At 70.8% G+C, this 24,110-nt stretch carries 22 protein-coding genes and 4 pseudogenes; 13 read left to right on the top strand and 13 right to left on the bottom strand.

Going from position 1 to position 24,110, the window contains the following annotated elements; genetic code table 11:
* Positions 1–125: 125 nt before the first annotated feature.
* The 6 genes and pseudogenes from ACIRB1_RS41715 to ACIRB1_RS41740 all read left to right on the top strand — a co-directional run bounded on the left by ACIRB1_RS41715 (position 126) and on the right by ACIRB1_RS41740 (position 3,440).
* Positions 126–458, top strand: a complete 333-nt coding sequence (locus ACIRB1_RS41715) for a MerR family transcriptional regulator (protein ID WP_403469237.1) — start codon at positions 126–128, stop codon at positions 456–458.
* A gap of 36 nt (positions 459–494) precedes the next feature.
* Entirely contained in the window at positions 495–1,274 is a 780-nt protein-coding gene (locus ACIRB1_RS41720) for a hemolysin III family protein (protein WP_403469238.1), read from the top strand.
* 221 nt (positions 1,275–1,495) lie between these two features.
* Positions 1,496–1,600 (top strand): annotated as a pseudogene (locus ACIRB1_RS41725) (ISAs1 family transposase); the annotation flags it as partial.
* 427 nt (positions 1,601–2,027) lie between these two features.
* On the top strand, positions 2,028–2,405 hold the full coding sequence (locus ACIRB1_RS41730) for a transposase (protein WP_403469239.1): 378 nt from the start codon (positions 2,028–2,030) through the stop codon (positions 2,403–2,405).
* Positions 2,406–2,617: 212 nt separating this feature from the next.
* Positions 2,618–3,103 (top strand): helix-turn-helix domain-containing protein, encoded by a 486-nt coding sequence (locus tag ACIRB1_RS41735; protein WP_403469240.1) that lies wholly within the window; start codon positions 2,618–2,620, stop codon positions 3,101–3,103.
* Between the two features lie 58 nt (positions 3,104–3,161).
* Complete coding sequence (locus ACIRB1_RS41740) at positions 3,162–3,440, top strand: hypothetical protein (protein WP_403469241.1); 279 nt, start codon at positions 3,162–3,164, stop codon at positions 3,438–3,440.
* A gap of 70 nt (positions 3,441–3,510) precedes the next feature.
* On the opposite strand, the gene ACIRB1_RS41745 is transcribed toward ACIRB1_RS41740, so the two are convergent.
* The 8 genes and pseudogenes from ACIRB1_RS41745 to ACIRB1_RS41780 all read right to left on the bottom strand — a co-directional run bounded on the left by ACIRB1_RS41745 (position 3,511) and on the right by ACIRB1_RS41780 (position 9,771).
* Positions 3,511–3,861 carry a DUF6247 family protein gene (locus ACIRB1_RS41745; protein WP_403469242.1) on the bottom strand — a complete coding sequence of 117 codons (351 nt, stop codon included), beginning with the start codon at positions 3,859–3,861 and terminating at the stop codon, positions 3,511–3,513.
* Between the two features lie 487 nt (positions 3,862–4,348).
* Positions 4,349–5,641 (bottom strand): annotated as a pseudogene (locus ACIRB1_RS41750) (ATP-binding protein); the annotation flags it as partial.
* Complete coding sequence (locus ACIRB1_RS41755; protein ID WP_403469243.1) at positions 5,559–5,834, bottom strand: helix-turn-helix domain-containing protein; 276 nt, start codon at positions 5,832–5,834, stop codon at positions 5,559–5,561. The gene ACIRB1_RS41755 and the pseudogene ACIRB1_RS41750, both read right to left, overlap by 83 nt.
* Positions 5,835–5,848: 14 nt before the next feature.
* Positions 5,849–6,187 (bottom strand): helix-turn-helix domain-containing protein, encoded by a 339-nt coding sequence (locus ACIRB1_RS41760; protein WP_403469244.1) that lies wholly within the window; start codon positions 6,185–6,187, stop codon positions 5,849–5,851.
* Positions 6,184–6,546 (bottom strand): annotated as a pseudogene (locus ACIRB1_RS41765) (type II toxin-antitoxin system RelE/ParE family toxin). Before ACIRB1_RS41765 ends, ACIRB1_RS41760 begins: the two are co-directional and overlap by 4 nt.
* Positions 6,547–6,761: 215 nt before the next feature.
* Entirely contained in the window at positions 6,762–7,109 is a 348-nt protein-coding gene (locus ACIRB1_RS41770) for a DUF3099 domain-containing protein (RefSeq protein WP_403469245.1), read from the bottom strand.
* Between the two features lie 347 nt (positions 7,110–7,456).
* On the bottom strand, positions 7,457–8,674 hold the full coding sequence (locus ACIRB1_RS41775) for a radical SAM protein (protein ID WP_403469246.1): 1,218 nt from the start codon (positions 8,672–8,674) through the stop codon (positions 7,457–7,459).
* A gap of 71 nt (positions 8,675–8,745) precedes the next feature.
* Positions 8,746–9,771, bottom strand: coding sequence for a glycosyltransferase family 2 protein (locus ACIRB1_RS41780; protein WP_403469247.1), 1,026 nt, complete (start codon positions 9,769–9,771; stop codon positions 8,746–8,748).
* A 171-nt stretch (positions 9,772–9,942) separates the two neighbouring features.
* On the opposite strand from ACIRB1_RS41780, the gene ACIRB1_RS41785 reads away from it, so the two are divergent.
* The 5 genes from ACIRB1_RS41785 (at position 9,943) to ACIRB1_RS41805 (ending at position 13,863) form a co-directional block, all read left to right on the top strand.
* The gene (locus ACIRB1_RS41785) at positions 9,943–10,146 is read left to right on the top strand and encodes a hypothetical protein (RefSeq protein ID WP_403469248.1); all 204 of its coding nucleotides are present in this window, start codon (positions 9,943–9,945) and stop codon (positions 10,144–10,146) included.
* A 47-nt stretch (positions 10,147–10,193) separates the two neighbouring features.
* A complete protein-coding gene (locus tag ACIRB1_RS41790) occupies positions 10,194–11,183 on the top strand; it encodes a glycosyltransferase family 2 protein (RefSeq protein WP_403469249.1) in 990 nt (329 codons plus the stop codon).
* Positions 11,184–11,228: 45 nt separating this feature from the next.
* Positions 11,229–12,455, top strand: coding sequence for an MFS transporter (locus tag ACIRB1_RS41795; protein ID WP_403469250.1), 1,227 nt, complete (start codon positions 11,229–11,231; stop codon positions 12,453–12,455).
* A 32-nt stretch (positions 12,456–12,487) separates the two neighbouring features.
* Complete coding sequence (locus ACIRB1_RS41800; RefSeq protein ID WP_403469251.1) at positions 12,488–13,258, top strand: FkbM family methyltransferase; 771 nt, start codon at positions 12,488–12,490, stop codon at positions 13,256–13,258.
* Between the two features lie 299 nt (positions 13,259–13,557).
* Positions 13,558–13,863 carry a hypothetical protein gene (locus tag ACIRB1_RS41805; protein WP_403469252.1) on the top strand — a complete coding sequence of 102 codons (306 nt, stop codon included), beginning with the start codon at positions 13,558–13,560 and terminating at the stop codon, positions 13,861–13,863.
* A 184-nt stretch (positions 13,864–14,047) separates the two neighbouring features.
* On the opposite strand, the gene ACIRB1_RS41810 is transcribed toward ACIRB1_RS41805, so the two are convergent.
* The 5 genes and pseudogenes from ACIRB1_RS41810 to ACIRB1_RS41830 all read right to left on the bottom strand — a co-directional run bounded on the left by ACIRB1_RS41810 (position 14,048) and on the right by ACIRB1_RS41830 (position 22,291).
* Positions 14,048–14,395: a DUF3099 domain-containing protein gene (locus tag ACIRB1_RS41810; protein WP_403469253.1), complete on the bottom strand. Its 348-nt coding sequence runs from the start codon at positions 14,393–14,395 to the stop codon at positions 14,048–14,050.
* Positions 14,396–14,629: 234 nt separating this feature from the next.
* Positions 14,630–16,411, bottom strand: coding sequence for a cytochrome bc complex cytochrome b subunit (locus ACIRB1_RS41815; RefSeq protein WP_403469254.1), 1,782 nt, complete (start codon positions 16,409–16,411; stop codon positions 14,630–14,632).
* Between the two features lie 250 nt (positions 16,412–16,661).
* Positions 16,662–18,176 carry an FAD-dependent oxidoreductase gene (locus tag ACIRB1_RS41820; protein WP_403469255.1) on the bottom strand — a complete coding sequence of 505 codons (1,515 nt, stop codon included), beginning with the start codon at positions 18,174–18,176 and terminating at the stop codon, positions 16,662–16,664.
* A gap of 651 nt (positions 18,177–18,827) precedes the next feature.
* Positions 18,828–20,240: pseudogene (gene pcaB / locus ACIRB1_RS41825) on the bottom strand (3-carboxy-cis,cis-muconate cycloisomerase); the annotation flags it as partial.
* Entirely contained in the window at positions 20,237–22,291 is a 2,055-nt protein-coding gene (locus ACIRB1_RS41830; protein ID WP_403469299.1) for an FAD/NAD(P)-binding protein, read from the bottom strand. The gene ACIRB1_RS41830 and the pseudogene pcaB, both read right to left, overlap by 4 nt.
* A gap of 563 nt (positions 22,292–22,854) precedes the next feature.
* Between ACIRB1_RS41830 and ACIRB1_RS41835 the strand changes: the two genes are divergently transcribed.
* Positions 22,855–23,523 (top strand): hypothetical protein, encoded by a 669-nt coding sequence (locus ACIRB1_RS41835; protein WP_403469256.1) that lies wholly within the window; start codon positions 22,855–22,857, stop codon positions 23,521–23,523.
* Positions 23,520–23,705 carry a hypothetical protein gene (locus tag ACIRB1_RS41840; RefSeq protein WP_352113903.1) on the top strand — a complete coding sequence of 62 codons (186 nt, stop codon included), beginning with the start codon at positions 23,520–23,522 and terminating at the stop codon, positions 23,703–23,705. The genes ACIRB1_RS41835 and ACIRB1_RS41840 overlap by 4 nt, the downstream gene beginning before the upstream one ends.
* The last annotated feature ends 405 nt before the right edge of the window (positions 23,706–24,110 follow it).

Raw genomic sequence — 24,110 nt, forward strand, 5'->3', positions numbered from 1 at the left:
TTCGGTCGGGTGTGCGGACACAGAAGGCTGGCGCAGTAACAGGGCCGGCAGATGGTGAAGCAGTTCCTTCGGGCCCTGGCGCCGCACGGCGCCAGGGCCCTCCACGTGTGCCACAGAGAGGTCAGATGACAGCAGACGATTCCTTCGGCCGTCTCGACGACGATGACTTCCCCGCCTACACCATGGGCCGGGCCGCCGAACTGCTCGGCACCACGCAGGGCTTCCTTCGCGCTATCGGCGACCACCGCCTCATCACCCCGCTGCGCTCCGCGGGCGGACACCGCCGCTACTCCCGCTACCAGCTGCGCATTGCCGCCCGCGCCCGGGAACTCGTCGACCAGGGGACCCCCATCGAGGCCGCCTGCCGCATCATCGTCCTTGAGGACCAGCTCGAGGAAGCCCAGCGCCTCAACGCAGAACACCGCCGCGCCGCATCCCCGCACCCGGCCGGCGTCTGACCCGCCCTCTTCCGCCGAATCCAAGAAATCGAGCACATGATCGCCGAAGATGCCCAGTCGCCGGTGCGGGGAGGGGAGTTGGAGCCCCGCCCCGGCAGCCCGCGCATCCCCTCGACTGATTCCCGTGCAGACGCGGTCGGCCGGTCGGCTGCCGGGCAGGCAGCCGCCGGGGTGGAGCGGGCGGCAGCTGCGCTGAAGCCGCGGATGCGCGGCTGGCTGCACGCCGGCGTGTTCCCCCTGGCGCTGGCCGGGGGCATCGCCCTGATCGCTGTTTCGCGCTCGGCGGCCGCAGTGGCGGCCTGCACGGTGTACGCGGTGTCGGCCTGCCTGCTGTTCGGTACCAGCGCGGTCTACCACCGCGGAACGTGGGGTCCGCGCGGGGAGGCAGTTCTGCGGCGGCTGGACCACGCGAACATTTTCCTGATCATCGCCGGCACCTACACCCCGCTGGCGGTACTGCTGCTGCCCGAAAGCCAGCAGCGGGTGCTGCTGACGGTGGTGTGGGCGGGCGCGCTGGCCGGGATCGCCTTCCGCATCCTGTGGATCGGGGCTCCCCGCTGGCTGTACACGCCGTGCTACATCGCGCTGGGCTGGGTGGCCGTCTTCAACCTGCCCGACTTCGCACACGCCGGCGGCGCCGCGGTCGTTGCCCTCGTCATCGCCGGCGGTCTGCTCTACACCGCAGGCGCCGTCGTCTACGGACTCAAACGCCCGGACCCCTCACCTGCCTGGTTCGGCTTCCACGAGGTCTTCCACACCCTGACCATCGCCGCCTTCACGGCGCACTACACCGCCATCCTCCTCGCAGCCACCTGACGCTGTTACCTCGCGGGCACAAGCCGGGCCCGATGAAGTGTGACCTGCCCGGGTACCGGGTTTGGAACAGGCCTTCCCTGTCTTTCTCGGTGAAGTCCTGAGCATCCTTGAGCAAGGGAGAAGTCTGTGACCGCAGGAGGGCCGAACGGCGGGCGGATCTCTCGTCCTGCCGCAGACGGGACACCAGCCTGAGCGTCTCCGACGCCACCTGCACCGAACTCGCCACCTGGATCAGAGGCCACTGGGGCATCGAGAACCTCCTGCACCACGTACGCGACCGCACGTTCCGCGAGGACGACTCCAAGATCCGCACCGGCAGCCTGCCCCGCGCCCTGCCTCCCTGCGCAACCTCGCCCTCGGCGTCTTCCGCCAGAACGGCCAGACCGACATCGCCGCCGCCCTCCGCCACACCAGCCCGCGACGACCACCGGCCCCTACGAGCCCTCGGTCTCACCCGACGAACCCGGACAGATCTCGACCATGCAATGACCGTGGAATTGTCCCCCTCCCTGCGACAGTTCGCCCCGCTTTTCGCTGTCCCGAAGGCAGCCGCCGACCCGATCATCGACAACCTCGACTCCCTTCGGCACCGGCCCCCATCCACGATCACCAAGCAGCCGAGCAGCCGAGCAGCCGAAGAATCCTCGCGGTGCACCAGACAAGTCCCTTCCCTGGAAGGACATCCCGCTGCAGGGACGCACCCGGGGCATCGGCCACGGCCGCTCGGCGATCCGCCGGATCAAGGCCGCCACCGTGAACAGCCTCCTCTTCCCCGGAGCCCGCCAGGCTGTCCAGATCAAGCGCCGACGCACCGACCGCAAGACCGGCAAGACCACCGCCAAGACGGTCTACGCCGTCACCAGCCTGACCGCCGAGCAGACCACCGCGGCCCAGCTCGCAGAACTTGTCCGCGACCACTGGAAAATCGAGGCCCTGCACCATGTCCGCGACACCACCTTCGCCGAGGACGCCTCCCAGCTGCGGACCGGCAACGCGCCCCGCGCGATGGCCACATGGCGCAACCTCGCCATCGGAGCCCTCCGCATGGCCGGAGTGAAGAACATCGCGGCCGGCCTCCGCCACAACGCCCGCGACCCTCGCCGCCCCCTCGCACTCCTCGGCCTCGGATGATCACGAACCGGACGCCATGCGACTACGCCGAAGCCCTGGCTCAGGAGGATCTCGCAGAAAGGAGCCGCGGCATCTTTCGCACTGTCCTTGAAGTGATGGCGCACAGCCGGCCGCTGGTCTTCCTGGGCCGCTTGTCCGTCCCCGGCCAGGGGCTCAGTGCCGCCCGTCGGGGCATGGGGTCATCATAGACTGCTGAAGTCTATGATGAGCCCATGCCCCGACGGATCGAGCCCTTCGCGTCCGGTTCGCTGTCTTTGCTGCGGCGGGAGGCCGGACTGACACAGACTCAGCTCGCTGCCGAGGTGGGTGTGTCCGCCCGGCAGATCGCCGGCTACGAGCAGGGCTGCAATTCGCCCTCTCCCCGCCATCTGCGCAGGATGGCGCACGTACTGCACACCTCGCCCCAGATTCTGGCCGGGATCCCGTCGGGTGAAGAGTCGTTGGCGGATCTGCGGCGCTTCGCCGGCCTCAACCGTGCAGAAGCCGTCCGTCTGCTGGCGCCCTCGCTGCCCAAGGGGCCTGCCCGGGCCACCGCGTGGAAGCTGCAGGCTCTCGAATCCGGCCGGCCCGTATCGGCCTGGCTGGAGACGACCGTCTGGGAAAGCGTTGTGGCAGCCATGGCCGATGTCTACGGTGTGCCGCCCCACACCGTCAGACGCAGCTGGTTCAGAGCGTTTCCCGAGCAGTCCGCGGGCTGACGTCCACGGCGGCCCGGTCAGGTTTGCCGTGGCACCAGAAAACCTGACCCCCGCCAGAGTGCCGTCATCCATCACACAGTGCGGGACCGGGAAGCTGTCCGAGCCCGCCTTCCGCCAGGCCTTCGCCCACCACACCGGTCTGGACGAAGGCGCTCTCGCGGACAAGGCGGTGACCGACCCGGCCGTAACCGTGCGCCAGGATGTCGCGGAACTCCTCGCACACCCGCTGCTGTCCGAGGACATACTCGCCTCGGTGTCCGGACATGTGCTGCGGCTCGAAACCGGACTGGTCGAGACGGTCGTCAAAGCGACCGCTCCGGTTCAGTCCCACCGGTGACATGACCGTTCCGAGCTGCAGACGGAGAAGAAAGCACCAGCGTCCAGGGTGTACTCCCAGGTCCAGTCGCTCATGTGGCGTTGGCCTCCGAGTCGGCGAGGATGCGGCCGAGTTCGGCGGAGGCGGTGCGGCGGGTGACCTTGTCGTCGCTGGTGGCGACGATGTGTTCGCATTCTCTGAAGCGGGCGGCTCGTTCGGGCCACCGCTGGACGGCAACCCATGCCCACCAGTGATCGACGAAGTGGCGGCCGGGCAGAAGACTGAACTCGTCGCGAGCTTGGTTCATGGCTTCAGCCCAGTGAGCATCGAACTTGAGCAGGGCTTCGGGGCTGAGGCGGGCTACGGCGACGCGCAGAGCGGCGGGGTTCCTGTCCGGCATGGGGATGAGCGGTCCCGCCGGGGTGTCGGTAAGTGTGGTCATGAGCGGCGTTCCTTTGTGGCGGTCGGCGTTCGTCAGCCGGCTACGGGGGTGGGCGTGGTCTGCTTGAGTTCGTCACGCTGTGCGGTGGTAACCATGCGGGCGTACGGGTGGCTCGGCTCATGACTAAAAGCTCACGTCCGGCACGTCCTGACGGCCATCGCCGTGAACATCGAGCGCCTCAGCGGACCGACACCGAACAAGGAAACACCACCCCGCCCACCTACCGCCCTCCAGAACTACCTCGACCAGCACGAACTACCCCGGCCGAAGTCCTGGCGAACCCTAGGCATCAGGCCTCGGCAACTCCAAGATCCCCGACAGAATCAAGCTCAGCGTTCCGGCGGCAGGATCAGGGTGGGTTCCAGGACGACGCGAGCGGCGGGCTCCTCCCGTACCGCACATACCACCGCGTGGCGCGGGCCGCGCCGCTGACGCAGTGGGCCTGCTCGAGGAGCGCCCCGGACAGTGCGCAGACGCGCTCTTGGTGTCAGCTGCCGTAGAGAGCGTGCAGATCGACCAGGAGAAGGTCGTCACGGCGGTCGGCAAGGTCGGCCAGGTCGGGGTAGAAGCCGTGCAGGGAGTACAGGGCGAGAGTGGTGCCGGCGGTGTCGTACCCCTGGTCCGTGAGCAGGGTACGGATACGTTCGAGGCGTTCCAGTTCACCGGCTCCCCGGCGGGAGGCGGTCGCCTTGGCCTCGCCCAGCAGCGCGATCTTCGCGCGGGGGGGCCTGCGGGCGCTCGCCTGCTGCCAGGGCGATGACATCGACCTCGTGCTTGGTGCGGGCTGCCGGGTCGGCGACCTCGGTGGTGCCGACGGGGCCGGGCAGGCCGTCGGGCAGCAGGGTGTGGGCGTAGCGGCGGGTGAAGTCGCGGGCCAGGTCCTCGAAGTGCGGTCCGAGGATTTTGGAGTTGAAGGTCGGAGCAGCCTGCTGCCACACCTGCTCGGCGAAACCCTGCTCCACGGCGGCGGCCTGCGGGAGGGTGATGAGCTGGTTGAAGCGGATGACCGGGTCGGCGAGCGTGATGACGGGGTGCGTGGAGCGGAAGATGTCCTGCTCCCGCCGGATGTATCCCGTGGATTCCAGGACTCCGAGGGGGTGGGCGACGACATTGCGGGGCGCTCCAGAGCGGCGCCGATCTTGCTGGGCGTGCTGGCGCCGTTCGCGATCGCGGTGAGGATGTCGTAGTACAGCGTGTGCTGCGTGATCCTCGGGTCCTCGCGCAGCAGGTACTCGGTCTCGGTACGCGAGTACACCGCCCTGCCCGGATCGAGCAGCGTCCGGCTGAGCCAGGCATCGAAACCGTCGTCCGGATGCGGCCGGGCGGCCACCGGCCGGTAGCCGGGGGCGCCGCCCAGGACCGCGTGCACCTTCAGCGCGGTCAGCGGGTCGGCGATCTGCCAGAAGGTCTTGCTGTCGCGGTAGTCGAAGGGGCCCAGCCGCAAATCGACCGTGGCCCGTCCGCGCAACGGCTTGGTCCCCGAGAGCAGTTCGTGCATGACGCTCATCGCGGAGCCGCACAGGATCAGCCGCGGACCGGGCCCGGCACCGGGCCGTGCGCCGCGCTGGCGTTCGTCGTAGAGCTGCTGCAGCAGACCCGGGATTTCGGGCGAGTGCTGGAGCAGATACGGCACCTCGTCGATCACCAGGAGCGGGCGCGCCGAACGGGCGGTCACCTCAAGGGCGTTGGACAGGACGTCACGCCAGTCGGTCAGCCACATGCTGCCTGGCCGCAAGTCGGCGTGGGCGGCGACCGCGTCGCTGAACCGCTGGATCGTCGGCGCCGAGAGCGTGAGCCAGGCGGCGCAGGAGGGTGAGCGTGGGCACGGTCCCGCCGCCTTCGAAGCGGGAGATCTGCGGCTGCTTCATCCCGCACCGCCCGGCCAGCTCGGCCTGGGACAGCCCGAGCTTGATGCGCCGGTCGTGGACAAGTCGCCCGAGCTCACGGGCGAGCACGGAAGGCGGGTCCTGCATGGTTTTTCCCCGCCTCAGGCTGCTGGGGCAACGACGGTGACGGTGGGCGCGTCTCCGCTAGCGAGGTGTACGTCCACCGTGAGATCCAGTGCGCGGGCCAGGCGCATGATGACTCCGATGGGTGGCAGCTCGGTGGCCGTCTCGATGCCTTCGATGTCATCGACGCCGACGTGCATGCGCTCGGCGAGGTCGGCCTCGCTCAGGCCCAGCTGCTTACGCCGGTCGTAGACGGCCTTGCCCAACGTCATGGCGAGGCCAGCCTCTTCGTAGACCCGGTCGTACTCGGGGTCAGCGTCCAGGTGTTCACCCAGCGTCCGGCGGTGGCGACGGGTCCTCCATTCGCTGTGGTTCATCGGTTCTCCTTGAGGTCGCGGCTGTAGAAGTCGTGCTCGGCGGCGGCCTCATGCTCTGCCTCGCACAATCAATGTGCGGCGTGGGCACGGTCCACTTCGGCCTGCTCGCGCATCTTGGTCTTGCGGAACACGGTGAGCAGCACGACACGTCGACCGGGCGCCAGCCAGTAGGTGATCCGCTGATGGGCATCGCCCAGGCGAAAGCGCAACTCGCGGAGCTTGCCGCCCAAGTGGCGGGAGTGCGGTTCGTCGAGCGTGGTGGGCTGCTCGGCGAGCAGGTCGGCGACGCGTTCGACCTGCGTGTAGTGCTGGGCGGGGATGTTCTCCAGCCACAGCCGCACCTCCGGCTCGATCTCGATCGACTACCGCCCGCTATTCATAGCACTCAGATGGCCGCCGTCGCCGCGACCGCAGTCGCTCCCTCCGTCGCACACCCCCGGCACTCCCCCTTCGTCCTGACCACGGCACCGCCCGTCGGTGCGCGGTGACGCGGCGCCCTGCACGCGGCCATTCGTTGTGCGGTGTCCCGCAGTCCGCCACCGGTCATCGACGGCACCGGTGCCCGCGGCGGGCATCAGTGTTCCGGGGGCAGGATCAGGGTGGGCTCCAGGACAACCCGGACGGCGGGCTCCTGGCGTGGCGGCGGGGCCAGCGCGTGGCGCGGGCCGCGCTGCTGGCGCCAGTGAGCCTGGGCCAGGACCACCGCGACATACGGGATGACGACCGCGCCGGCCAGTGCGCAGGCGGCGAGGGCGGGCCAGCAGTTCCAGGTCGCGGCCATCAGCACCACGCACACGGTACGCACCACCATCACCACGAGGTAACGGCGCTGCCGCCCGCGCACATCACGTGTCAGTCCGGCCCGCGCGCGGGTGATGGACTCGGCCGGGACCATGTCCCGGCGCCGGCGGACTCTGTGCATCGGGCCTCCGAGGACGAGGACGAGGACTGCGGCGGAACGGCGCGGCCCGAAGGGATGCAGCAAGGGAAGTACGGCCTGCACCGAATGCAGCGCTGTGCGTGTGATAGGCGGTCGCCCCCCGCCCCCCCCCCCCCGGGGGGCCCCCGGGCCCCCCCCCCCCCCCCCCCCGGGGGACCCCCCGGGGGCGCGTAGGGGGGGGGGGGGGGGTGCGCCCCTCCGGGGCGGCCCGGCCCCCCCGGGTGGTCACACCCCAGGCCGGGCCGGCCGCCCCCCCGCCGGGGGGGGGGGGGGGGGGGGGGGCGCCCCCCCCCCCCCCCCCCCGGGGGGGGCCCGGGGCCCACCGCCTATCACGCCCCCTTGCTTTCCCGAAGGCTGTCAGTAAGGGTGCTGGTCGGGATGAGCACAGGGCTGCCGCCCGCCGCACCCATTTCCTCGCTCTTCCAGGGAGCCCACGGCACCAGCTCGGGGTCCCTCCGCAAGGTGACCTTGTCGTGGGTCTCGCTGGTCACCAGGCCCGAGATGCGGTCAGGATGCACCAAGTGCTCGAAGTCGACGTACCGCTGGGCGTACGTGTAGCGGCAGGGCAAGTACTCATCGGGGATGTTCCCGCTCAGGTGGGCACGGCGCAGGTCCTGCCACTTCTCACCGTTCCAGATCTCGTCAAAGGTGTTCTCCCGCAGGGAGCCGAGGGTGTACTCGCCGTCACCGCCGATGAGGTGGTCGCAGAAGCCGACCGCACCGTCGTACCGGATGTAGGCGTAACTCCACGGATGCATGCACGCGGGCCGGCGGACCATATCGGGAACCGCCAAGGAGGGATCGGGTGCGGCGCCAACCTGCACCACCACGCCCTCCCTGCGCCCGGTCTCGGCGGCCTCCTCGTACGCTCGCTGGGTGCGAGGGAGGTCGTTGCGCAGGTGTGAGGGGTCGTCGAGGCCCGTGACGATGGGGTGGATCACCACCGTGGAGACGTCGAGGCGGGCCGCGAGCCGCACGATGTCCGGCAGTTCGTCGAGGTTGTCCATGCTGGCGATCGCATTGAGGCAGATGTTGTCCCGCGGAGCGCCGTGGCGGTCCCGCGCCTCGACCAGGGTGCGTACCGTGTGCACGAGCCGTTCCAGGGTCCCGCCGGCGCGCAGTTTAGCGAAGAGTTCGGGTGACGCGGCGTCGCAGGAGACCATCACCACGGCGTGGGCACGCATCATCATGTCCCACACCGGCTTCCGGTTCACCATGCCGTTCGTCACCAGTCGTAACTGGACCCGGTGCTGGAGGGCTCTGGCGACGAACTCGCCGAACTTCGGCAGCATCGTGCTCTCGCCCCATCCGCGGAGGTCCACGAGATGGGCGTAGGGAAACAGCTCTTCGGTCAGTCGGTCGAAGACCTCCTGCTCCATATTGAGCACCGGGTCGTACTTCTCGCCGAACCTGCACATCGGGCAGCTCAAGTTGCAGTTCTGAGTGAGTTCGAGGAACAGCGCGAGCGGCTGGCTCTCCAGCGCGGTTGCCCCCCGCTGGTACTCGGCGATGTTCAGCTCCTGGTTCCTGGCTCGGAGCTCTGTCATTTCGAACGGTTCAACGGTCGCATCGAAAAGACGGTCGTCCGCCCTCATGTCCTTCTCCTCGCTGGTGGGGTTCAGGCCATCGCGGTCAGGTCAAGATCGGACTTGCGTCGGGGCTGTCTGGGCCGGCCGGCCACGTGGTCGCCGTAGCCCCACTCCAGGATTTCGCCCAGGTCCCGTAATCCGTAGGCGTTGTCACTGCTGAAGTACATGAGGTAGGCGATGAGCAGAGTCCTGGCCCGCTCGTCTCCCCGCATGACGTGTTGTCCGAGCGCTTCGACGGTGCCGCGAAGGTAGCAGCGGTGCGTCCACTCGGCGGCCTTGGGCGGCAGCCAGGAATCGTGGAGCAGCTTTGCCTCGGGAATGTAGGCGAGGGTGCGCCCGGCGGCCATGAGGGCGTAGCCGAATTCAGTGTCCTCTCCCGAGCCGGCCCCCGTTCCGGGTCCGAGTCCGGGCAGGAAGGCAGGGCGGCCCGGAAGCATCAGGCTGCGCCGCAGGGCCATGTTGTTCGAGGACCCCACCACCGCCCAGGGGACGGTCGGCTCGCTGGTGACGACGCCGGCTTCCCAGTGGGGCGACGTGACGGCGGGACACCAAAGTTTCTCCCCGTCCGGTCCGTCAGCCTCTCCCCAGGCCGATGAGCCAAGGAGCGGCACTTTGTCCGTGCACACGCGGGCGCCCGGTGCCGGCACGGGCTCGACCAGGCCGAACGCCGCAGCCACGTCGGGCTCCGACCGCATGTACGCGGCCAGTTCGGCGGCCCATGACGGCGCGGGAAGGCAGTCATCGTCGAAGCACAGCACTACGTCCGTGACAGCCTGGTCAAGGATGAGGTTGCGTCCCTCCGATGTCCCGCCGGGTCCCCGCAGCACCCGGAGTGGCAGGGGAGCGAGGATGTCCGCCAGCCTCTCCACGTCAAGGGACGTGTCCGGGGTGTTGTCGACGACCAGTACTTCGGCGATCGGGCCGGTGTCCCCGGCGGCGAGCATCGTCAGCGCCCGGTCCAGTACGGGCCTGCCGACAGAGCAGACGGCGACCGTGACAGGTCCGCCGTCAGGCTCGGCAGAACCGCGCGAAGTCGGGGAGGCAGAACCAGCCATGCAGCTTCCTTTCGCTGAGGGAATACCTGAGCTGACATTCGCCGAGCGTGTCAGCGAATATAAGAGATGCGGGAATACCGCCAAGAGAAGATTTAAGACGCACCGTCTCGTTCACCCGTTCTGACCACTCCTGGGGCCACGGGGAAAGTATTGCGGTAGAAAACTCACGGAGTGAAGCAAGTGGAACGCTGTCATGTGCTCGATCCACTCGTCAATACCGCAACAACCCACCGGATCCACAGGTTGGCGCAAAAAAGCACAACGGTCGAGATCCCAGCTGCCCATGCACGGTTCTTCGAAAGTTTCGAACCTGCACTTGGCTTGATCGTTTCGCTGAGGAAGCCCGTCGATGCGCCTACCTTGACGAAACTGTGATGACATGCCAACGTCGCCGGAGCGGATTCACAGTCCAGGGGTGGTTAATGCAGCCAGCGCTCAGCTTAGTCATACCCTTTCACGACGTTGCACATTATTTAGCCATCTGTCTTAATTCAGTAGTCATGCAGAAGTTCGATGATTTCGAGGTGGTGCTGGTCGACGACGGGTCGACCGACGGAAGCCGGAAAATCGCCGAAGAGTACGTCAAGAAGGACCTGAGGTTTCACCTTCTCGGTCAGGAGAACCGCGGACCGGGAGCGGCACGCAATCTCGGCACTCGGCACGCGCGCGGGCGGTACCTAGCCTTCGTCGACAGCGACGACATGGTCACGAGCGACGCCTACGAACTGCTCGTGGGGTCCCTACGCGCATCGGGCTCCGACCTGGCCTGCGGTGGCGTGGTGCGTTTCGACAGCGCGAGCCGCTGGGCCTCTCCACTGCACCGGGGGATCTTCGACGAGCCCCGGCAGCGGACCCACATCACCGAGCGCGGCTGCCTGTTGGGCGACCGGACCGTCTGGAACAAGGTCTACCGGCGCTCTTTCTGGGATCGCCACGGTTTCCGTTTCCCCGATCACCCCTACGAGGACGGCTTCGTCGCCGTCTCCGCACACGTTCTCGCCGAAGCCGTGGATGTCCTAGCCGGCCCCGTCTACTTCTGGAGGCAGCGGGACACCGAGCCGCTGTCCATTACGCAGCGCACCTTCGCGCCTGAGAATCTGGACGGCCGAATGAAGCAGGTCCGGACCATTTCCACCTTCCTGGAATCCCGGGCCCCAGCCCTCAAGGCAGCCTACGACCTGGCCGCCCTCGAACACGACATCCTCATTCTCCTGCACACAACGCCCCATCTAGCTCCACCCCACCGGAGCGAGATCCTCGCCTTCGCCCGCACATTCCACGCGCAGGCATCGGCCGCCACTCTCGAGGCGCTCCGCGCCGAGAACGCCAAGTGCTATTCCCTCCTGTCGGATCAGCGGACGGACGACCTCTTCCGGTATCTGCGGAACAGGCAACCGGACGCACTGTTGTAAAGGGCCAGATTGCGTACACGAAATCATGGGCGAATACGATCGCGGATGCCCGGAAGCGGAGCGGTCGACTCTCCTAGCTGGTTCGGCACGGAGGTGCGAGCGCGCGTCTCCATCTGTCTGGTCTTCGCCGCGCTCGGTGTAACCAACGCCGCCTGGTCCTCACGGATCCCGGACATCCGCGAGAACGTCGGCGCGGACACCACCGTGTGGGGTCTGGCTGGCATGTCGTCAGCCTTCGGGGACCTGGTCGCGATCATCGTGACCATGGTCGTCATAGGCCGGGTCAGGAACCGCTCCCTCACCCGGGGCTCCGCAGCTCTGATGCTGCTCAGCGGGCCGGTGCTGGCCGGAGCGTCCGCGCTGCCCGCGCTCGTCTGCGGTCTGGCGTTGTGGGGATTCGGCGCGACCCTGTTGAACACGGCGATCAACGCGCAAGGCGTCCACGTGGAAACGGCGTACGGCCGCCGTGTCGTACCGCTGTTCCACGCCTGCTACAGCGGCAGTGTGCTGGTCGGCGGCGTGTACGGCACCGTGGCGGCGTCTGCGGACGTGACGCCAGGAATACAACTCGCCGCCAGTAGTGTGCTGTTCGGCATCCTGTTGCTGGTCACGGCGACCTGGATGCCGAACGAGCCGCCTCAGGCGGACGGTCCGCAGGCCCCGTTGCGGGACCGGGTCAAGAACCGCTGGACGCCGCAGCTGCGCCTGCTCGCTCTCCTGGCGTTCATCGGCTCCTTCATAGAAGGCACCGTCGGCGCGTGGTCCGCCCTGTACGCCACCGATGTCGCTGGAGCTGGTGCCACCCTGGCCGCTGGCATCTACACGTGCTTCACCGTCGCCATCCTGGCGGTCCGGCTGGTGGGTGATCTGCTGTTGAAGCGGATCTCCGTGAGGGCGTTCCTGGCATGGTCCCTCCTGGTCTCCGCGGCCGGGGTGACGATCGCGGTGGTGTGGCCGTCCGCGGCCCCGGTGGTCATCGGATTCGTCGTGGCGGGCGTGGGTGTCGGGTGCGTGATGCCGTCGGTCATCCGCCTGGCGGGACGGCAGCCCGGCCTCAGTGCCGGGGAGGGCGTGTCGACGGTGACGCTGGGCCAGTGGCCGGGCTTCCTGCTGGCCTCCCCCGTCATCGGTCTAGTCGCGGGCTTCACCAGTCTGCGTGTCGCGCTGTTCCTTCTGATCGTGAGCGGCGTCTGCGGCGCTTTTCTGGCACGAAAGGTACAGCAGCCCGTGGTCGAGAGGGCCGTCGGAGACATAAAGCCGGAAACAACCTGATCCTCACACTGCGACAGGAAGGCGGGTGCCCCGTGCACACCCTGAAATTCGTCGACCTCGAGAACGGTTTCGGATGCTACACACCGGCCGCGGTGAATCCGGTGTTCAGCGAAGCGGAACTCATCTACGGCGAGTTGTTCCGCAAGGACACCTATCTACATCGGCTGGCGCCGGTGCGGCCGAACGGTTTCGTGATCGACGCCGGCGCCAACATCGGTCTGTTCACCCTGTTCATCAAGCACCGTTTCCCCGAGGCACACGTGCTGGCGATCGAGCCGATCCCGGACAACGTGCGCGCGTTGGAGGCCAACATCCGTATGCACGCGGTGACGGGCGTCACGGTGTGTCCGAAGGGGCTGTCGGACACGAGTGGCGTCCAGCAGTTCTATTTCTTCCCCTCGATGCCCGGGAACTCAACGACCCAGCTGGCGGAGAAACTCAGGGACAGAGAGGTCATGACGACGTACGCAGAGCGCCGGCTGGCGGAGGAGGTGTTCCGTCACGAAACCCTGCGGGCACCGGTCGTCCGTCTGTCGGAGATCCTGTCGGAGATGCCGGTACCCGACGAGATCGACCTGCTGAAGATGGACATCGAAGGCGACGAGGTACGTGCGCTACGCGGCTTGGATGATCACGATTGGTCGCGTATCCAACAGGTCGTCATGGAGGTACACATGGCCAGGAACCAGCTGACGGACGTGCTGGCGATCCTGGAGTCGAAGGGGTTCGCCGCAGAGGTCGAGACGCCCGCGGACATACCCGACGGGCTCGACAACAAGATCGTCTCTGCCCGGCGTGTCTGACGCCCCGCAGGGCAGACCAAGGAGGCGGACGCGGCGGCCCGTCGCAGGACCGGTGTGGCCGTTGCCCGACCGCACGCCTCAGCTGTCCAGCTCCCGGCCGAACCTGTTCAGGTGCGTCGCACGAACCGTCGGTTCCGAGCACGAACCACTTGCCGCCGCCTACGCCAGCCCGCCCCAGCACGGCGGACGTCGAATGCCCAGCATCCGCTCGCCCGTGCCGCCGAAGTGAAGGTGGTAATCCGGGTCTTCGAAGTTGAGTGGTGCGGTGGCGCTGAGGGCCTGACCTACTGTCACTCCGCGTGAGCGCCCATGCCAGCGCCACACTGCGCCAGCGACGCGAGACCATCACCTCTGAACCCGCCGGACACGGCACGGCGGTCGACTACGGCGCTGGCCCCGGACGGCTCATGGTGCGCCCGGCGTCGGCAGTCGGCTGGGGCAACTCCCGGCGGTTCGAGCGCGGTTCGGCGGCCGACTGGGCCCGCCACAAGGTCTGGCGGATCGACCTCATGAAGTCGGACAGGTCGGTGTTGCCGTCGTCCGGTGACAACTCCGGTTCCTGGCCGCGCTCTTCGCCGTGGGCTTCCGCATCCGGGGTGCTCTGATCGTTCATACATCCATGATCCTGATGCCAATCGCAGTCAGCCCCTTCCTCATCTCGGCGCGGGACCTCGTGGCGCACCGTACGGCAGACGGTGTCCTTGACCAGCGCGGGATGCCTCGGCCGAAGTCATGGCAAACCCTGGGCACCTGGCCTCGACGGCTCCAAGATCCCCGACAGAGTCACGCTCAGCGTTCCGGGGGCAGGATCAGGGTGGGTTCCAGGACGACGCGGGCGGCGGGCTCCTGGCGTGGCGGCGGGGCCAGCGCGTGGCGCGGGCCGCGCTGCTGGCGCCAGTGGGCCTGGGCCAGGACCACCGCGACATACGGGATGACGACCGCGCCGGCCAGTGCGCAGGCGGCGAGGGCGGGCCAGCGGTTCCAGGTCGCGGCCATCAGCACCACGCACACGGTGCGCACCACCATCGCCACGAGGTAACGGCGCTGCCGCCCGCGCACATCACGTGTCAGTCCGGCCCGTGCGCGGGTGATGGATTCGGCCGGGACCGCGTCCCGGCGTCGGCGGACTCTGTGCATCGGGCCTCCGAGGGCGAGGACGTGGGGCTGCGGCGGAACGGCGCGGCCCGAAGGAACGCGGCCTGACAGGGAGTCGGGGCCGGTGACACACGTCAACCGGCCTTCATACGAGAGACAGTGACGGTCTGTCAGGCGGTGCGTGGTGCGGAAAAAAAGGGGGGTGGGGGAACGGCGGCGGCGCGGGTGGCCGTCCCCCGGTCACCCGCGCCGCCCGCACCGGCCCCGCCCCCGGGGTCAGTGCGGTTCCTGGTCCGTCTCCCGGCCCCCGGAGCGGCGGCCCGCGCCGGAGTCCGCGGGCACCGGCTCGGAGGGGCCGTGCCCGTTGGAGGACGCATGGCCGTTGGAGGCGGCGTGGCCGTTGGAGGAGGGTCCGTCGAGTGCGGCGGGTTCGGCGTGGGCGAAGTGGGCCAGCGCCTCGCGCATCTCGGCCGGGGTGGGCTTGGGGATCTGGTTGCCGTAGAGCCAGCGGCTGAGGCGGTGGCGCAGGGCCTGGCGGCGGCGGTCGGGGTTGGGGACGCCGTCGTGTTCGGCGGCGGGGGCGGGCAGCGGGGTGTAGGCCTTGCGGGCCAGCAGCGCGTACTCCCGCTGGCGGTCCAGGCGCTGGTGGACCTCGACGAACTCGCCGTGCGGCAGTCTCCTGATGCGGCCGGTCTCCCGGCCGTGCAGCAGGGTGTCGCGTTCGCGGCGCTGCAGGCCCAGGCAGATCCGCCGGGTGAGGATGTAGGTCAGCGCGGGGACGACGAACACGCCGATCCGTACCGACCAGGTGATCTGGTTGAGGGAGAGGTGGAACCTCTCGGCCAGTACGTCGTTGGCGCCGCCGAAGAACAGCACCAGGTACAGGGCGACGAAAGCGATGCCGAACGCGGTGCGGGTGGGGTGGTCGCGCGGCCGGTCCAGGAGATGGTGCTCGCGCCGGTCGCCGGTGACCCATGCCTCCAGGAACGGCCACAGTGCGATCACGGCCATCATCAGGGTGGGCACGATCACCGCGGGGATCAGGACGCCGAGGTTGACGGTGTAGCCGCCGAGGCTGAACTCCCAGGCGGGCATGGCCCGCAGGGCGCCTTCCAGGAAGCCCATGTACCAGTCGGGCTGGGAGCCCTGGGAGATCTGGTCGGGCCGGTAGGGGCCGTAGGTCCACACGGGGTTGATCTGGGCGATGCCCGCGAGCAGGGACAGCACCCCGGCGATGATGAAGAAGAAGCCGCCGGCCTTGGCCGTGTAGTGCGGGAACAGGGGCTGGCCCACCACGTTCTTCTCGGTGCGGGCAGGTCCCCGGAACTGGGTGTGCTTGTGGTAGAAGACCAGGATCAGGTGGACGGTCAGCAGCGCCACGACGATGCCCGGGATCAGCAGGATGTGGAAGCCGTAGAAGCGGCCGATCACGTTGTGGGCGGGGAACTCGCCGCCGAACAGGAACATCGCCAGGTACGTTCCCACCAGCGGGATGGCCAGGGTGACGCCCTCGGCGATGCGCAGGCCGGTGCCGGAGAGCAGGTCGTCGGGCAGTGAGTAGCCCACGAAGCCTTCCAGGGTGACCAGCACCAGCAGCGTGAACCCGAACAGCCAGTTGACCTCACGCGGCTTGCGGAACGAGCCGGTCAGGAAGTGGCGCAGGGTGTGCAGGCACAGGGCGCCGATCATGGTCAGCGCCGACCAGTGGTGCAGCTGGCGGATGAACAGCCCGCCGCGGACCTCGAAGCTGATGTGGAGGGTGGAGGCGTAGGCCTGGGACATCCGCACGCCGTGCAGCGGGCCGTAGGAGCCGTGGTAGACGGTCTCGGACATGCTCGGGTCGAAGAAGAGGGTGAGCCAGATCCCGGTCACCAGCAGCACGACGAAGCTGTAGAGGGCGATCTCGCCGAACATGAACGACCAGTGCTCGGGGAACACCTTGCGCACCAGGAAGCGGAAGTTGTAGATCCCCAGCCGGCCGTCCGTCCAGTCGGCGATGCGTTCGCCGCGCGGCGCGGTGGTGCGGCCGGCGCGTGCGGGTGTGTCGGTGCCGGTCATGCCCGGGTCCCTTCCCCTCGCCGCCGGACGGTGGGGGCGGTCTGCCGCGGCGAGGGCCGGACCACCGTGTGCGACGGGACTGCGCTGGGTGCGGGTCGGGGGGCGCCAGGAGGTGTGCCGGTCTCCCCCGCGGCCGGCCGGTGTGCGCGCTCTGCCCGGCGGGGGGTGGCTTCTGGGGCGGCTGGTCGGTTCACTTTCTCCACTCTCGTCATGCGGGACACCTCGTGGGGCCGGGTGCGGGGCGGGGTGTTCACGGCCGCCTCCGCTCACCGGCGGGGGCCGGCGCCGGGGTGGGCGGCGGCGGGTCTGCCAGGCGCGGGGGTGCGGCACCGGCCGTGTGCGCCGGGGCCGCCGCGGGCGGTGCGGGGGTGCGGCGGCGGGGGGTGCCGGGGCCGTGGGTGGTGCTGGGCGGCGCGAAGGGGGCCGGGGCGGGCGGGGTGCGCAGGGCGGCCCGCAGGACGCGCGGCCGCAGCGCCGCCAGCGGCGACGTCGGGGCGGGGTGCAGGGGGTGCAGCAGCAGGGCGGCCGCGTGCGGGTCGGTGGTCGCGGCGGCCGCGATCCTCGCGGCGTAGCGGGCACGGACACCGCCCGCCGGACGGGGCGCGGGGTGGGCGTGGCGCCAGGCGGGGGCCACCTGGCGGGCCAGGGCGTGGCGCAGCCGGTGGCTGATGCCGACGGCCGTGCCGTGGCCGGTGAGGACCTGGTCCAAGGCCAGCGCGCACTGCACCGCCAGCGCCATGCCGTGGCCGTGGGCCGCGTCCAGGTCGGCGAGGGCGTCGCCGACGACGAGGAACTGGTCGGGCCAGCGGCGGAGTTTCTCGTAGCGGTGCCAGCGGGCGCCGGTGCGGGTGCAGCCGTAGACCGGGCCCAGCGGGGTGGCGGCGGTGAGGAGGTCGTGGAGCAGGGGGTGGCGCAGGGTGCGGGCGGCGTGCAGCAGGGCGGGGTGGCCGGCCGGGGGACGGGCGGTGCCGGGGAGGGTGAGGGTCACCGACCAGCGGCCGCCCTCGACCGGGTGCAGGACGCCCTGGCGGGGCAGGCCGGGCGCGGCCGTCACCAGGAGGCTCTTCCAGTCGGCGACATGGCCCACCGGCGGGGCGAAGGCGGCGGTGGCGAAGGCGGCCGGGGCGGCGGCGAGGGTCTGCGGGGGCGGGGCGTAGCCCAGTTCGGCCAGCCAGCGCGGGGCGTGGGAGCCGCGGCCGGAGGCGTCGACCACGAACTCCGCCGGCAGCAGCCGCCGCACCCCCCGGCCGTCCGGGGCGGCACGGTCGCGGGCGCGCGCCCACACACCGGTGACGGTGTCGTGGCGGCCCCCGCGCAGGGCGACCGCCTCGTGCCCGGGCAGGAAGTGGACGTTCGGGGCGGTGCGCAGCCGGGCCCGGACCGCCGCGTCGATCACGTCACGGCCCGCGCTCAGCAGGGACAGGCCGGCGTCGAAACGGGGCAGCCAGCCGGCCGGGCCCAGCACCAGCAGGTCCCGGGGCACGGTGAGGCGGACCGCCCCGGCGCCGGCCAAATCCTGGCCGATACCGGGGAAGAGCCGCTCCAGCCCCTGATGGGCGGCCGGCACCAGCGTGTGGGTGTGCCGGGCCTGGGGCACCCCCGGACGCCGTCCGGCTCCGGTGGGCACCCAGTCCCGCTCGATCACCGTGACGTGGTCCATGAAGTTGGCCAGGGCCCGTGCCGCCGTGAGCCCGGCGAGACCGGCGCCGACGACCACGGCACGCCCGTGGCCACCACCCGCTCCGGCCCCCGCGTATGCACTCAACTCGGCTGCCCTCCCTGCTCGTTGTGCCTTCATCATGCGGCGCCCTGACGAGTCCGCACGGCCCCTTCGACCCGTCGAGGACCACCCCTCCAGTCCCCTTCGAGTCCCCCTCCACCGGGTCTCCGGCGAGACTCGAGCAGGACTCCGGCGGGACTCGAGGCGCAGGGGCGTGAGCTGGGCCGGGACCCGCCCGGGCACCTGCCGGGGCACGCCCGAACACCGGCCCGGTGCGTACCGGGAGGCGGTCCGGCGGGCGCCCGGGGGCGCCGTCGCGGACGTGCGGGCACGCCCGGCGGGTCAGGCGCCGTCAGACACCGGGCCCACTGGACCCCACGGCCGGGATCAGGACCGGCGCCACGGGCCGGGCACGGGCCGGGGCTTGGACCGCCGACCGGTGTGGCCGGGAGCGGGAGCGGGGCCAGAGCCAGGACCGGAATCGGAGCCAGGGCCGGGGCCGGAATCGGGGCCGGAGCCCCTGTCGGGTCCGTAGCCGGCACCGGCGCCGATGTCCGTACCAGTGCTGGGGCCTGAGCCCGTATCAGGTCCGGCGCCGGTGCCGGGGCCGGGGCCGGGGCCGATGTCCGTACCGGTGCCGGAGCCTGAGCCCGCGTCAGGTCCGGCGCCGGTGCCGGTGCCGGGGGCTGTGAGGGATGGTGCGGCGAGGGCTCGGTCGACCAGGGCCGGGGCGGCGCCGGTGTAGGCCGACGGGGTCAGCAGGGCGGTCGCTTCCTGTCTGGTGAGGATGCCGGCGAGTTCGGGCAGACCGGCCAGGGTGTCGGAGAGGGGCAGGCCGGTGCGGGTGGCCAGGAGGGAGGCCCGGGTGAGGAGTTCCCTGGCCGCGGTGCGGCCCAGGCGGGGGGTCAGGACGGCGGAGAGGCGTTCGGAGACGAGCTGCCCGCCGGTGGCCTCCAGGTTGGCGCGCATCCGGTCGGGGCGGACGGTGAGACCGCGGGCGAGTTCGACGGCCGTGTGCGCGGCGCCGCCGGTCAGCCGCAGGCACTCGCGCAGCGGCTGCCACTCCGCGTGCCACACCCCGGCCGAGCGTTCGTCCTCGGCCACCAGACACTGCGTCAGCACCCCCGCCTGCGCGGGCACCTGCAGCGCCGCCGAGCGGATCAGGGTGGCCAGCACGGGATTGCGTTTGTGGGGCATCGCCGAGGACGCCCCCCGGCCCGCCACCGCCGGCTCGGCCACCTCACCGATCTCGGTGCGGGCCAGCACCAGCACGTCCGCGGCGATCTTCCCCAGCGCCCCGGCCGTATGGGCGAGGGCGGCCGCCAGGTCGGCGACCGGGGTGCGCAGCGCGTGCCAGGGCAGCACCGGCGCCGCAAGTCCCGTCTCCCGCGCGAACTCTTCTGTCAGCGTCCGGGACAGGGCGGCGGGGTCGGTGCCGGGGCCGGCGTACTGGAGGTAGCCGGCCAGGGTGCCGGCCGCGCCGCCGAGCGCCACCGGCAGACCGCCCGAGACCAGGCGCTCGAGGCGGTCGGCGGCGTCCATCACCAGCTGGCGCCAGCCGGCCGCCTTGAGGCCGAAGGTGGTGGGCACGGCGTGCAGGGCCAGGGTGCGGCCCGCCATCACCGTGTCCCGGTGCCCGGCCGCCAGCACCGCGAGCGCCTCGGCGACAGCCCGCAGGTCCGCCACGATCAGGCGCAGCGCCCGGGCGGCGACCAGCATCGCGCCGGTGTCCAGGACGTCCTGGCTGGTGGAGCCGCGGTGCACGTACTCGGCGGCGTCCGGGCAGTCCGCCGCGACCCGCGCGGTCAGCGCCGCGACCAGGCCCACCACCGGGTTGGCGGTCTCCCGCGCGGCCAGGGCCAGTTCGCGTACGTCGAAGAACTCCGCGCGGGCCGCGGCGGTGACGGCCGCCGCCGCCGAAGCCGGCACGGTGCCCAGCCGGGCCTGCGCCCGGGCCAGTGCCGCCTCCGCGTCCAGCATCGCCTGCAGCCACGCGGCATCGCCGACGGCCGCCTCGACGGGGGTGCCCGCCCGTACCGGGGACAGCAGCCCCGCGTCCAGATGCGCGGACAGCGCCGCGGGCGGCGGGGTGGGGTCGGGGGAGGTCATGTGGCCGCCTTCACGCTCGGGGCCAGGGCTTGCGCTTGGGCCAGGGCCGGGGTGGGGGGCAGGGGTGTTGAGGCGGGCCGCACCGGGCGGAGGGGGGCGGGTGCGTTGTGGGCCTGGGGCAGGGCCAGGACGGCGGCGGCGATGGCGTCGGAGTCCTCCAGGGTGACCGAGCCGACGCCGGGCCGGATGCCCGCGGCGGTCACCCAGTGCACGGACTCGGTGGGCACCCCGTAGGCGAAGCGCCGCGGATGGGGCACCCCGTGCGCGTCGATCAGACGGTAGGGGCGCTCGGTCACCGCCAGTCCCCCGGTCTCATAGCCCCCGCCGTCCTCGCTCCCGTCGTGGGCGGGGATGCGGTAGGGGCGGCACTGGCCGGTGCGCAGCAGCTGCCTCATCAGCGGGTCGGCGGTGCGCCGCAGGTCGGTGCCGGGCAGGCGGGCCTCGATCAGGACGGTGGCCCGGATCCGTACCCCCGGGATCGTCTCGGAGGTGGCCACGAAGCAGGGGCCCGACGGGTCGTGCTCCTGTGCGCCGACCCGCAGGCCGGGGCCGGTCACCTCCAGGATCCCGGCGTCGATGAGGGCGGCCATCTCCTCGATGCGGGAGGCCGGCGGGCCGATGGAGAGGTAGGCGTTGAGCGGGGTGTACCAGCGCTCCAGGTCGTCGCGGTGGGAGGCGGCGCTCAGGCCGGCGTGGTCGACGGCGAGGCGGATCTCGTTGCGCAGGTCGCGCAGCACGTCCAGGGCCGCCTTGAGCGGACCGCTGACATTGCCCTGCCGGGCCAGGCGGACGTCCTCGTCGAGATGCCCCCGCAGCCAGGTCCGGAAGGCGGCCAGGTCGGGGAAGGCGCGGGTGCCGTAGGGGCGGGCGATGCGCTCCCAGTCCCAGCGCTGCGCCCCGGTGATCCCGGCTTCCTCCAGCAGGCGGTCCTCGGCGGCGCCGGGCTCGGCGTGCAGATAGCGCTCGGTGAACTCCTCGGCCGCCGCGGACGTCTCGCCGCGCCGGGCCAGCAGCGCCGCGTAGTAGACGGCGCACACCTCCTTGGAGATCAGCGGCCACAGGTCGGCGGCGAAGTCGACGGCCGTGCTGCGCCGGTCGGCGGCCCGCAGTGCCGCGACGTACTCGGCCGTCAGCAGCCGGGGCCGGTGGCGGCCGTGGGCGCCCTTCTCGTTCTCGCCGCGCGCCTGGTAGGGCACCCCGCGCCGCGACCCGGCGTACAGGCGCGGCTCGCGGCCCGAGGGCCGGTAGACCAGACGGCCGCCGGTGCGGGTGAAGACGCCGCCGCGTCCGCGGGTGAACAGCGCCATGTGGTCGAAGAAGTTCAGGCCCAGCCCGCGCAGCAGCACGCTCTCGCCCGGCCCTACGGCGGACAGGTCCACGTCGGCCGGGTTGGCGGGCGCCACATAGGTCAGACCGTGCCGGGCCGCGAAGGCCGCCAGCCGGCGCTCGGTGCGGGAGGGCCGGAGCGGGACGTGCCCCTGCGCCAGGACCACCGCCGACAGGCCTTCCAGCCGGGTGCCGTCCTCCAGCACCACGCTCTGGCGGCCCGCCCGGACACCGTCGGCGTCCGTGAGGGCGACGGCGCGCAGCGCGTGGGTGCGCACCCGGACATGGGCGGCGGCGTTCGCGACGATCCGCCCGAACGCCCAGGTGAGGTAGGAGCCGTAGAGGGCGCGGGTGGGATACGTGTCGGGGCCCAGGGCGCGGGCCTCGGCGAGGACCTCCGCGCCGGGTCCGGCGGCGGGGTCGGGGGCGCCCTCCAGGGTGCCCGACTCCAGGGCGCGCGCCCACTCGTAGAGGCTGGGGCCCTCCTCCAGCGGGCCGTCGATGCGGACGCTGGCATCGGTGTAGACCGTCACCTGCGAGGCGACGGTGTTCATCAGCAGCTGCCGCGACTGGGTGGGGCGCCACACCCGGCCCGAGCCCGGCGGGCCGGGATCGACGACATGCACGGTGACGGTGTCCCAGCGGGGCGACTTCCGTTCCTGCGCACACAGCCGTTCCAGCACGGAAAGGCCCCGGGGGCCGGCACCGACCAGGCACACCTCCAGATGGGCCGCGGTCGCGTCGCCGGGCGGCGGCGCGGCGGGGCGGGGATCCGGGTCCCCGGGGACAAACGCCCCGCCCGGGGGAAACCGATCGGCCGTCGTGACGAGCGGCCCTGCGAGGAGTCCGGCGTCTACTGCGCGTTCGCCTGCGTGCGTACCGTCCACAGTTCCTCCCTTCCTGCCGCCACCGTCGGTGCAGGCGCTCGACCAGGGCTCGGCTCCGGGTGGAAAAGGCCTCGAGAAAACCGGCCCGCTATTTCACCGGCGTGTTCCCGAACGGGGCTGTATCGGGACTCGAGTCACCGGGCGGGTAATGGAAGGACCCCCGCGGACGAAAACCCCGCCGGGTCAACCGCCGTGACCGGCACGGCACATACGGCCCCACCCACAAAAAGACACACGCGCAGAAGACACACGCGGAAAGAGCACACGCGTAAAAGGCGCACACGTAAAAGGATTCGCGGAGTCACAGAGCAACGGATTCGCGGGATGGATGCACGGGATATCCGACAGCACAGTTGTGGACAGCGGTTGCGGGGCCCCAGGCGCCTCGTGAAGGAGTTTCGATGAATTCCCAGTCATGCCCCAGGAGTCACCCCCAGGAAAGCGTCGCCGCCGCCGGGTCCGTCCTCTGCGCCCCGTGCGTGCGAAGGGCGGCGCAGCATCTGCGGGTGCTTCCCGCCCTGCACCAGGAATGCCTGCACCAGGCCTCCCCCACGGGCCGGCGCACGAATCCCACCAAGGTCTCCGGCAGCCGCAGGCGGGACCACCTCGACATCGCCGCGCTCGACGCCCGGCACAACATCCTGACCGTCCTCGAGTCGTGGTCGTCGCTGGTCGCCGAGAAGCGCGGGACCACCACGCCGGCGCGCAGCGTCCCCTCGCTGGCACGGTTCCTGATCCGGCACCTGGAGTGGCTTGCCGGACAGCCCCCGGCGGACGACTTCGCCGACGAGATCGAACGCCTCGTCGGCGAACTCCGCCAGACCATCGACCCCGACCCCCACCCCCTGCACACCCTCATCCGCGGCTGCGTCGTGGACGGCTGTCCGGGGACGATCAGCGCGCTCCCGCAACGCGGCACCGGCGCGGGCACCGGGAGCGGCGGCAGTGCCGGTCCGGGACCGGGTGCGGGGGGCAGCATCCGGTGCTCCTCGGGGCACGCGTGGGACGTGGGCGAGTGGCTGGGGCTGCGCACCCTCATGGAACGGCAGCGGAAGGGCGTGAGCGCATGATCAAGCCACCCAGCCACCGGCTCGTCCCCACCAAGGTGGCCGCCCTCGCCGTGGGAGTCTCCGAGGCGACGATCCGCAAGTGGGTCAGCCGCGGGAAGATCACCCGCTACGGCGCCCCGCACCGCCGCTCCGAGTTCGACATCGAGGAACTCACCGAGATCGCCCTGCACCGACGGCACTGACCGCACCCCACTCAACTCCGGGCGGGAGGCCGCCGGTTGCCCTCCGTGGCGCGCCGGCGGCCGGAGCGTAGGACAGGCGGCACGTCTGCGACGTGGAGCCGGCGCGCCTGCGCACTCCCGGGACTCTCCGCTTACCCCGCTCCCCCAACTCCGGCCTCCGGTACCCGGGATCACCAACTCCCTTATCACCGACCTCTCCTGACTGTTTATCAACTCTCTTTTCCCACAGGCCCGAAGAGCCCGACCATGCCCGCCGCGACTGCCCTGGCAGCCGCGGCTGCGCCGGTTGCGCGGGCGCCTTTCCACCCCTCCGGGAGAGTGACCCACGTCACTTCCGCGTGGTGTTGGCGGGGGGCCTGACCCCGTGTCACTATTCCCCTACATCTCCCCTGCCCGAAAGCCGCC

Source organism: Streptomyces sp. NPDC096013, assembly GCF_044763565.1.
GTDB lineage: Bacteria > Actinomycetota > Actinomycetes > Streptomycetales > Streptomycetaceae > Streptomyces.

What these genes read in the sequence shown, in the direction of transcription:
- ACIRB1_RS41790 (WP_403469249.1), top strand. Translation starts at nt 10,194, where the DNA reads ATGCAGCCAGCGCTCAGCTTAGTCATACCCTTTCACGACGTTGCACAT.
- ACIRB1_RS41735 (WP_403469240.1), top strand. Translation starts at nt 2,618, where the DNA reads ATGCCCCGACGGATCGAGCCCTTCGCGTCCGGTTCGCTGTCTTTGCTG.
- ACIRB1_RS41795 (WP_403469250.1), top strand. Translation starts at nt 11,229, where the DNA reads ATGCCCGGAAGCGGAGCGGTCGACTCTCCTAGCTGGTTCGGCACGGAG.
- ACIRB1_RS41835 (WP_403469256.1), top strand. Translation starts at nt 22,855, where the DNA reads ATGAATTCCCAGTCATGCCCCAGGAGTCACCCCCAGGAAAGCGTCGCC.
- ACIRB1_RS41745 (WP_403469242.1), bottom strand. Translation starts at nt 3,861, where the DNA reads ATGACCACACTTACCGACACCCCGGCGGGACCGCTCATCCCCATGCCG.
- ACIRB1_RS41840 (WP_352113903.1), top strand. Translation starts at nt 23,520, where the DNA reads ATGATCAAGCCACCCAGCCACCGGCTCGTCCCCACCAAGGTGGCCGCC.
- ACIRB1_RS41755 (WP_403469243.1), bottom strand. Translation starts at nt 5,834, where the DNA reads ATGCAGGACCCGCCTTCCGTGCTCGCCCGTGAGCTCGGGCGACTTGTC.
- ACIRB1_RS41815 (WP_403469254.1), bottom strand. Translation starts at nt 16,411, where the DNA reads ATGACCGGCACCGACACACCCGCACGCGCCGGCCGCACCACCGCGCCG.
- ACIRB1_RS41715 (WP_403469237.1), top strand. Translation starts at nt 126, where the DNA reads ATGACAGCAGACGATTCCTTCGGCCGTCTCGACGACGATGACTTCCCC.
- ACIRB1_RS41780 (WP_403469247.1), bottom strand. Translation starts at nt 9,771, where the DNA reads ATGGCTGGTTCTGCCTCCCCGACTTCGCGCGGTTCTGCCGAGCCTGAC.
- ACIRB1_RS41720 (WP_403469238.1), top strand. Translation starts at nt 495, where the DNA reads ATGATCGCCGAAGATGCCCAGTCGCCGGTGCGGGGAGGGGAGTTGGAG.
- ACIRB1_RS41775 (WP_403469246.1), bottom strand. Translation starts at nt 8,674, where the DNA reads ATGACAGAGCTCCGAGCCAGGAACCAGGAGCTGAACATCGCCGAGTAC.
- ACIRB1_RS41810 (WP_403469253.1), bottom strand. Translation starts at nt 14,395, where the DNA reads ATGCACAGAGTCCGCCGACGCCGGGACGCGGTCCCGGCCGAATCCATC.
- ACIRB1_RS41760 (WP_403469244.1), bottom strand. Translation starts at nt 6,187, where the DNA reads ATGAACCACAGCGAATGGAGGACCCGTCGCCACCGCCGGACGCTGGGT.
- ACIRB1_RS41770 (WP_403469245.1), bottom strand. Translation starts at nt 7,109, where the DNA reads ATGCACAGAGTCCGCCGGCGCCGGGACATGGTCCCGGCCGAGTCCATC.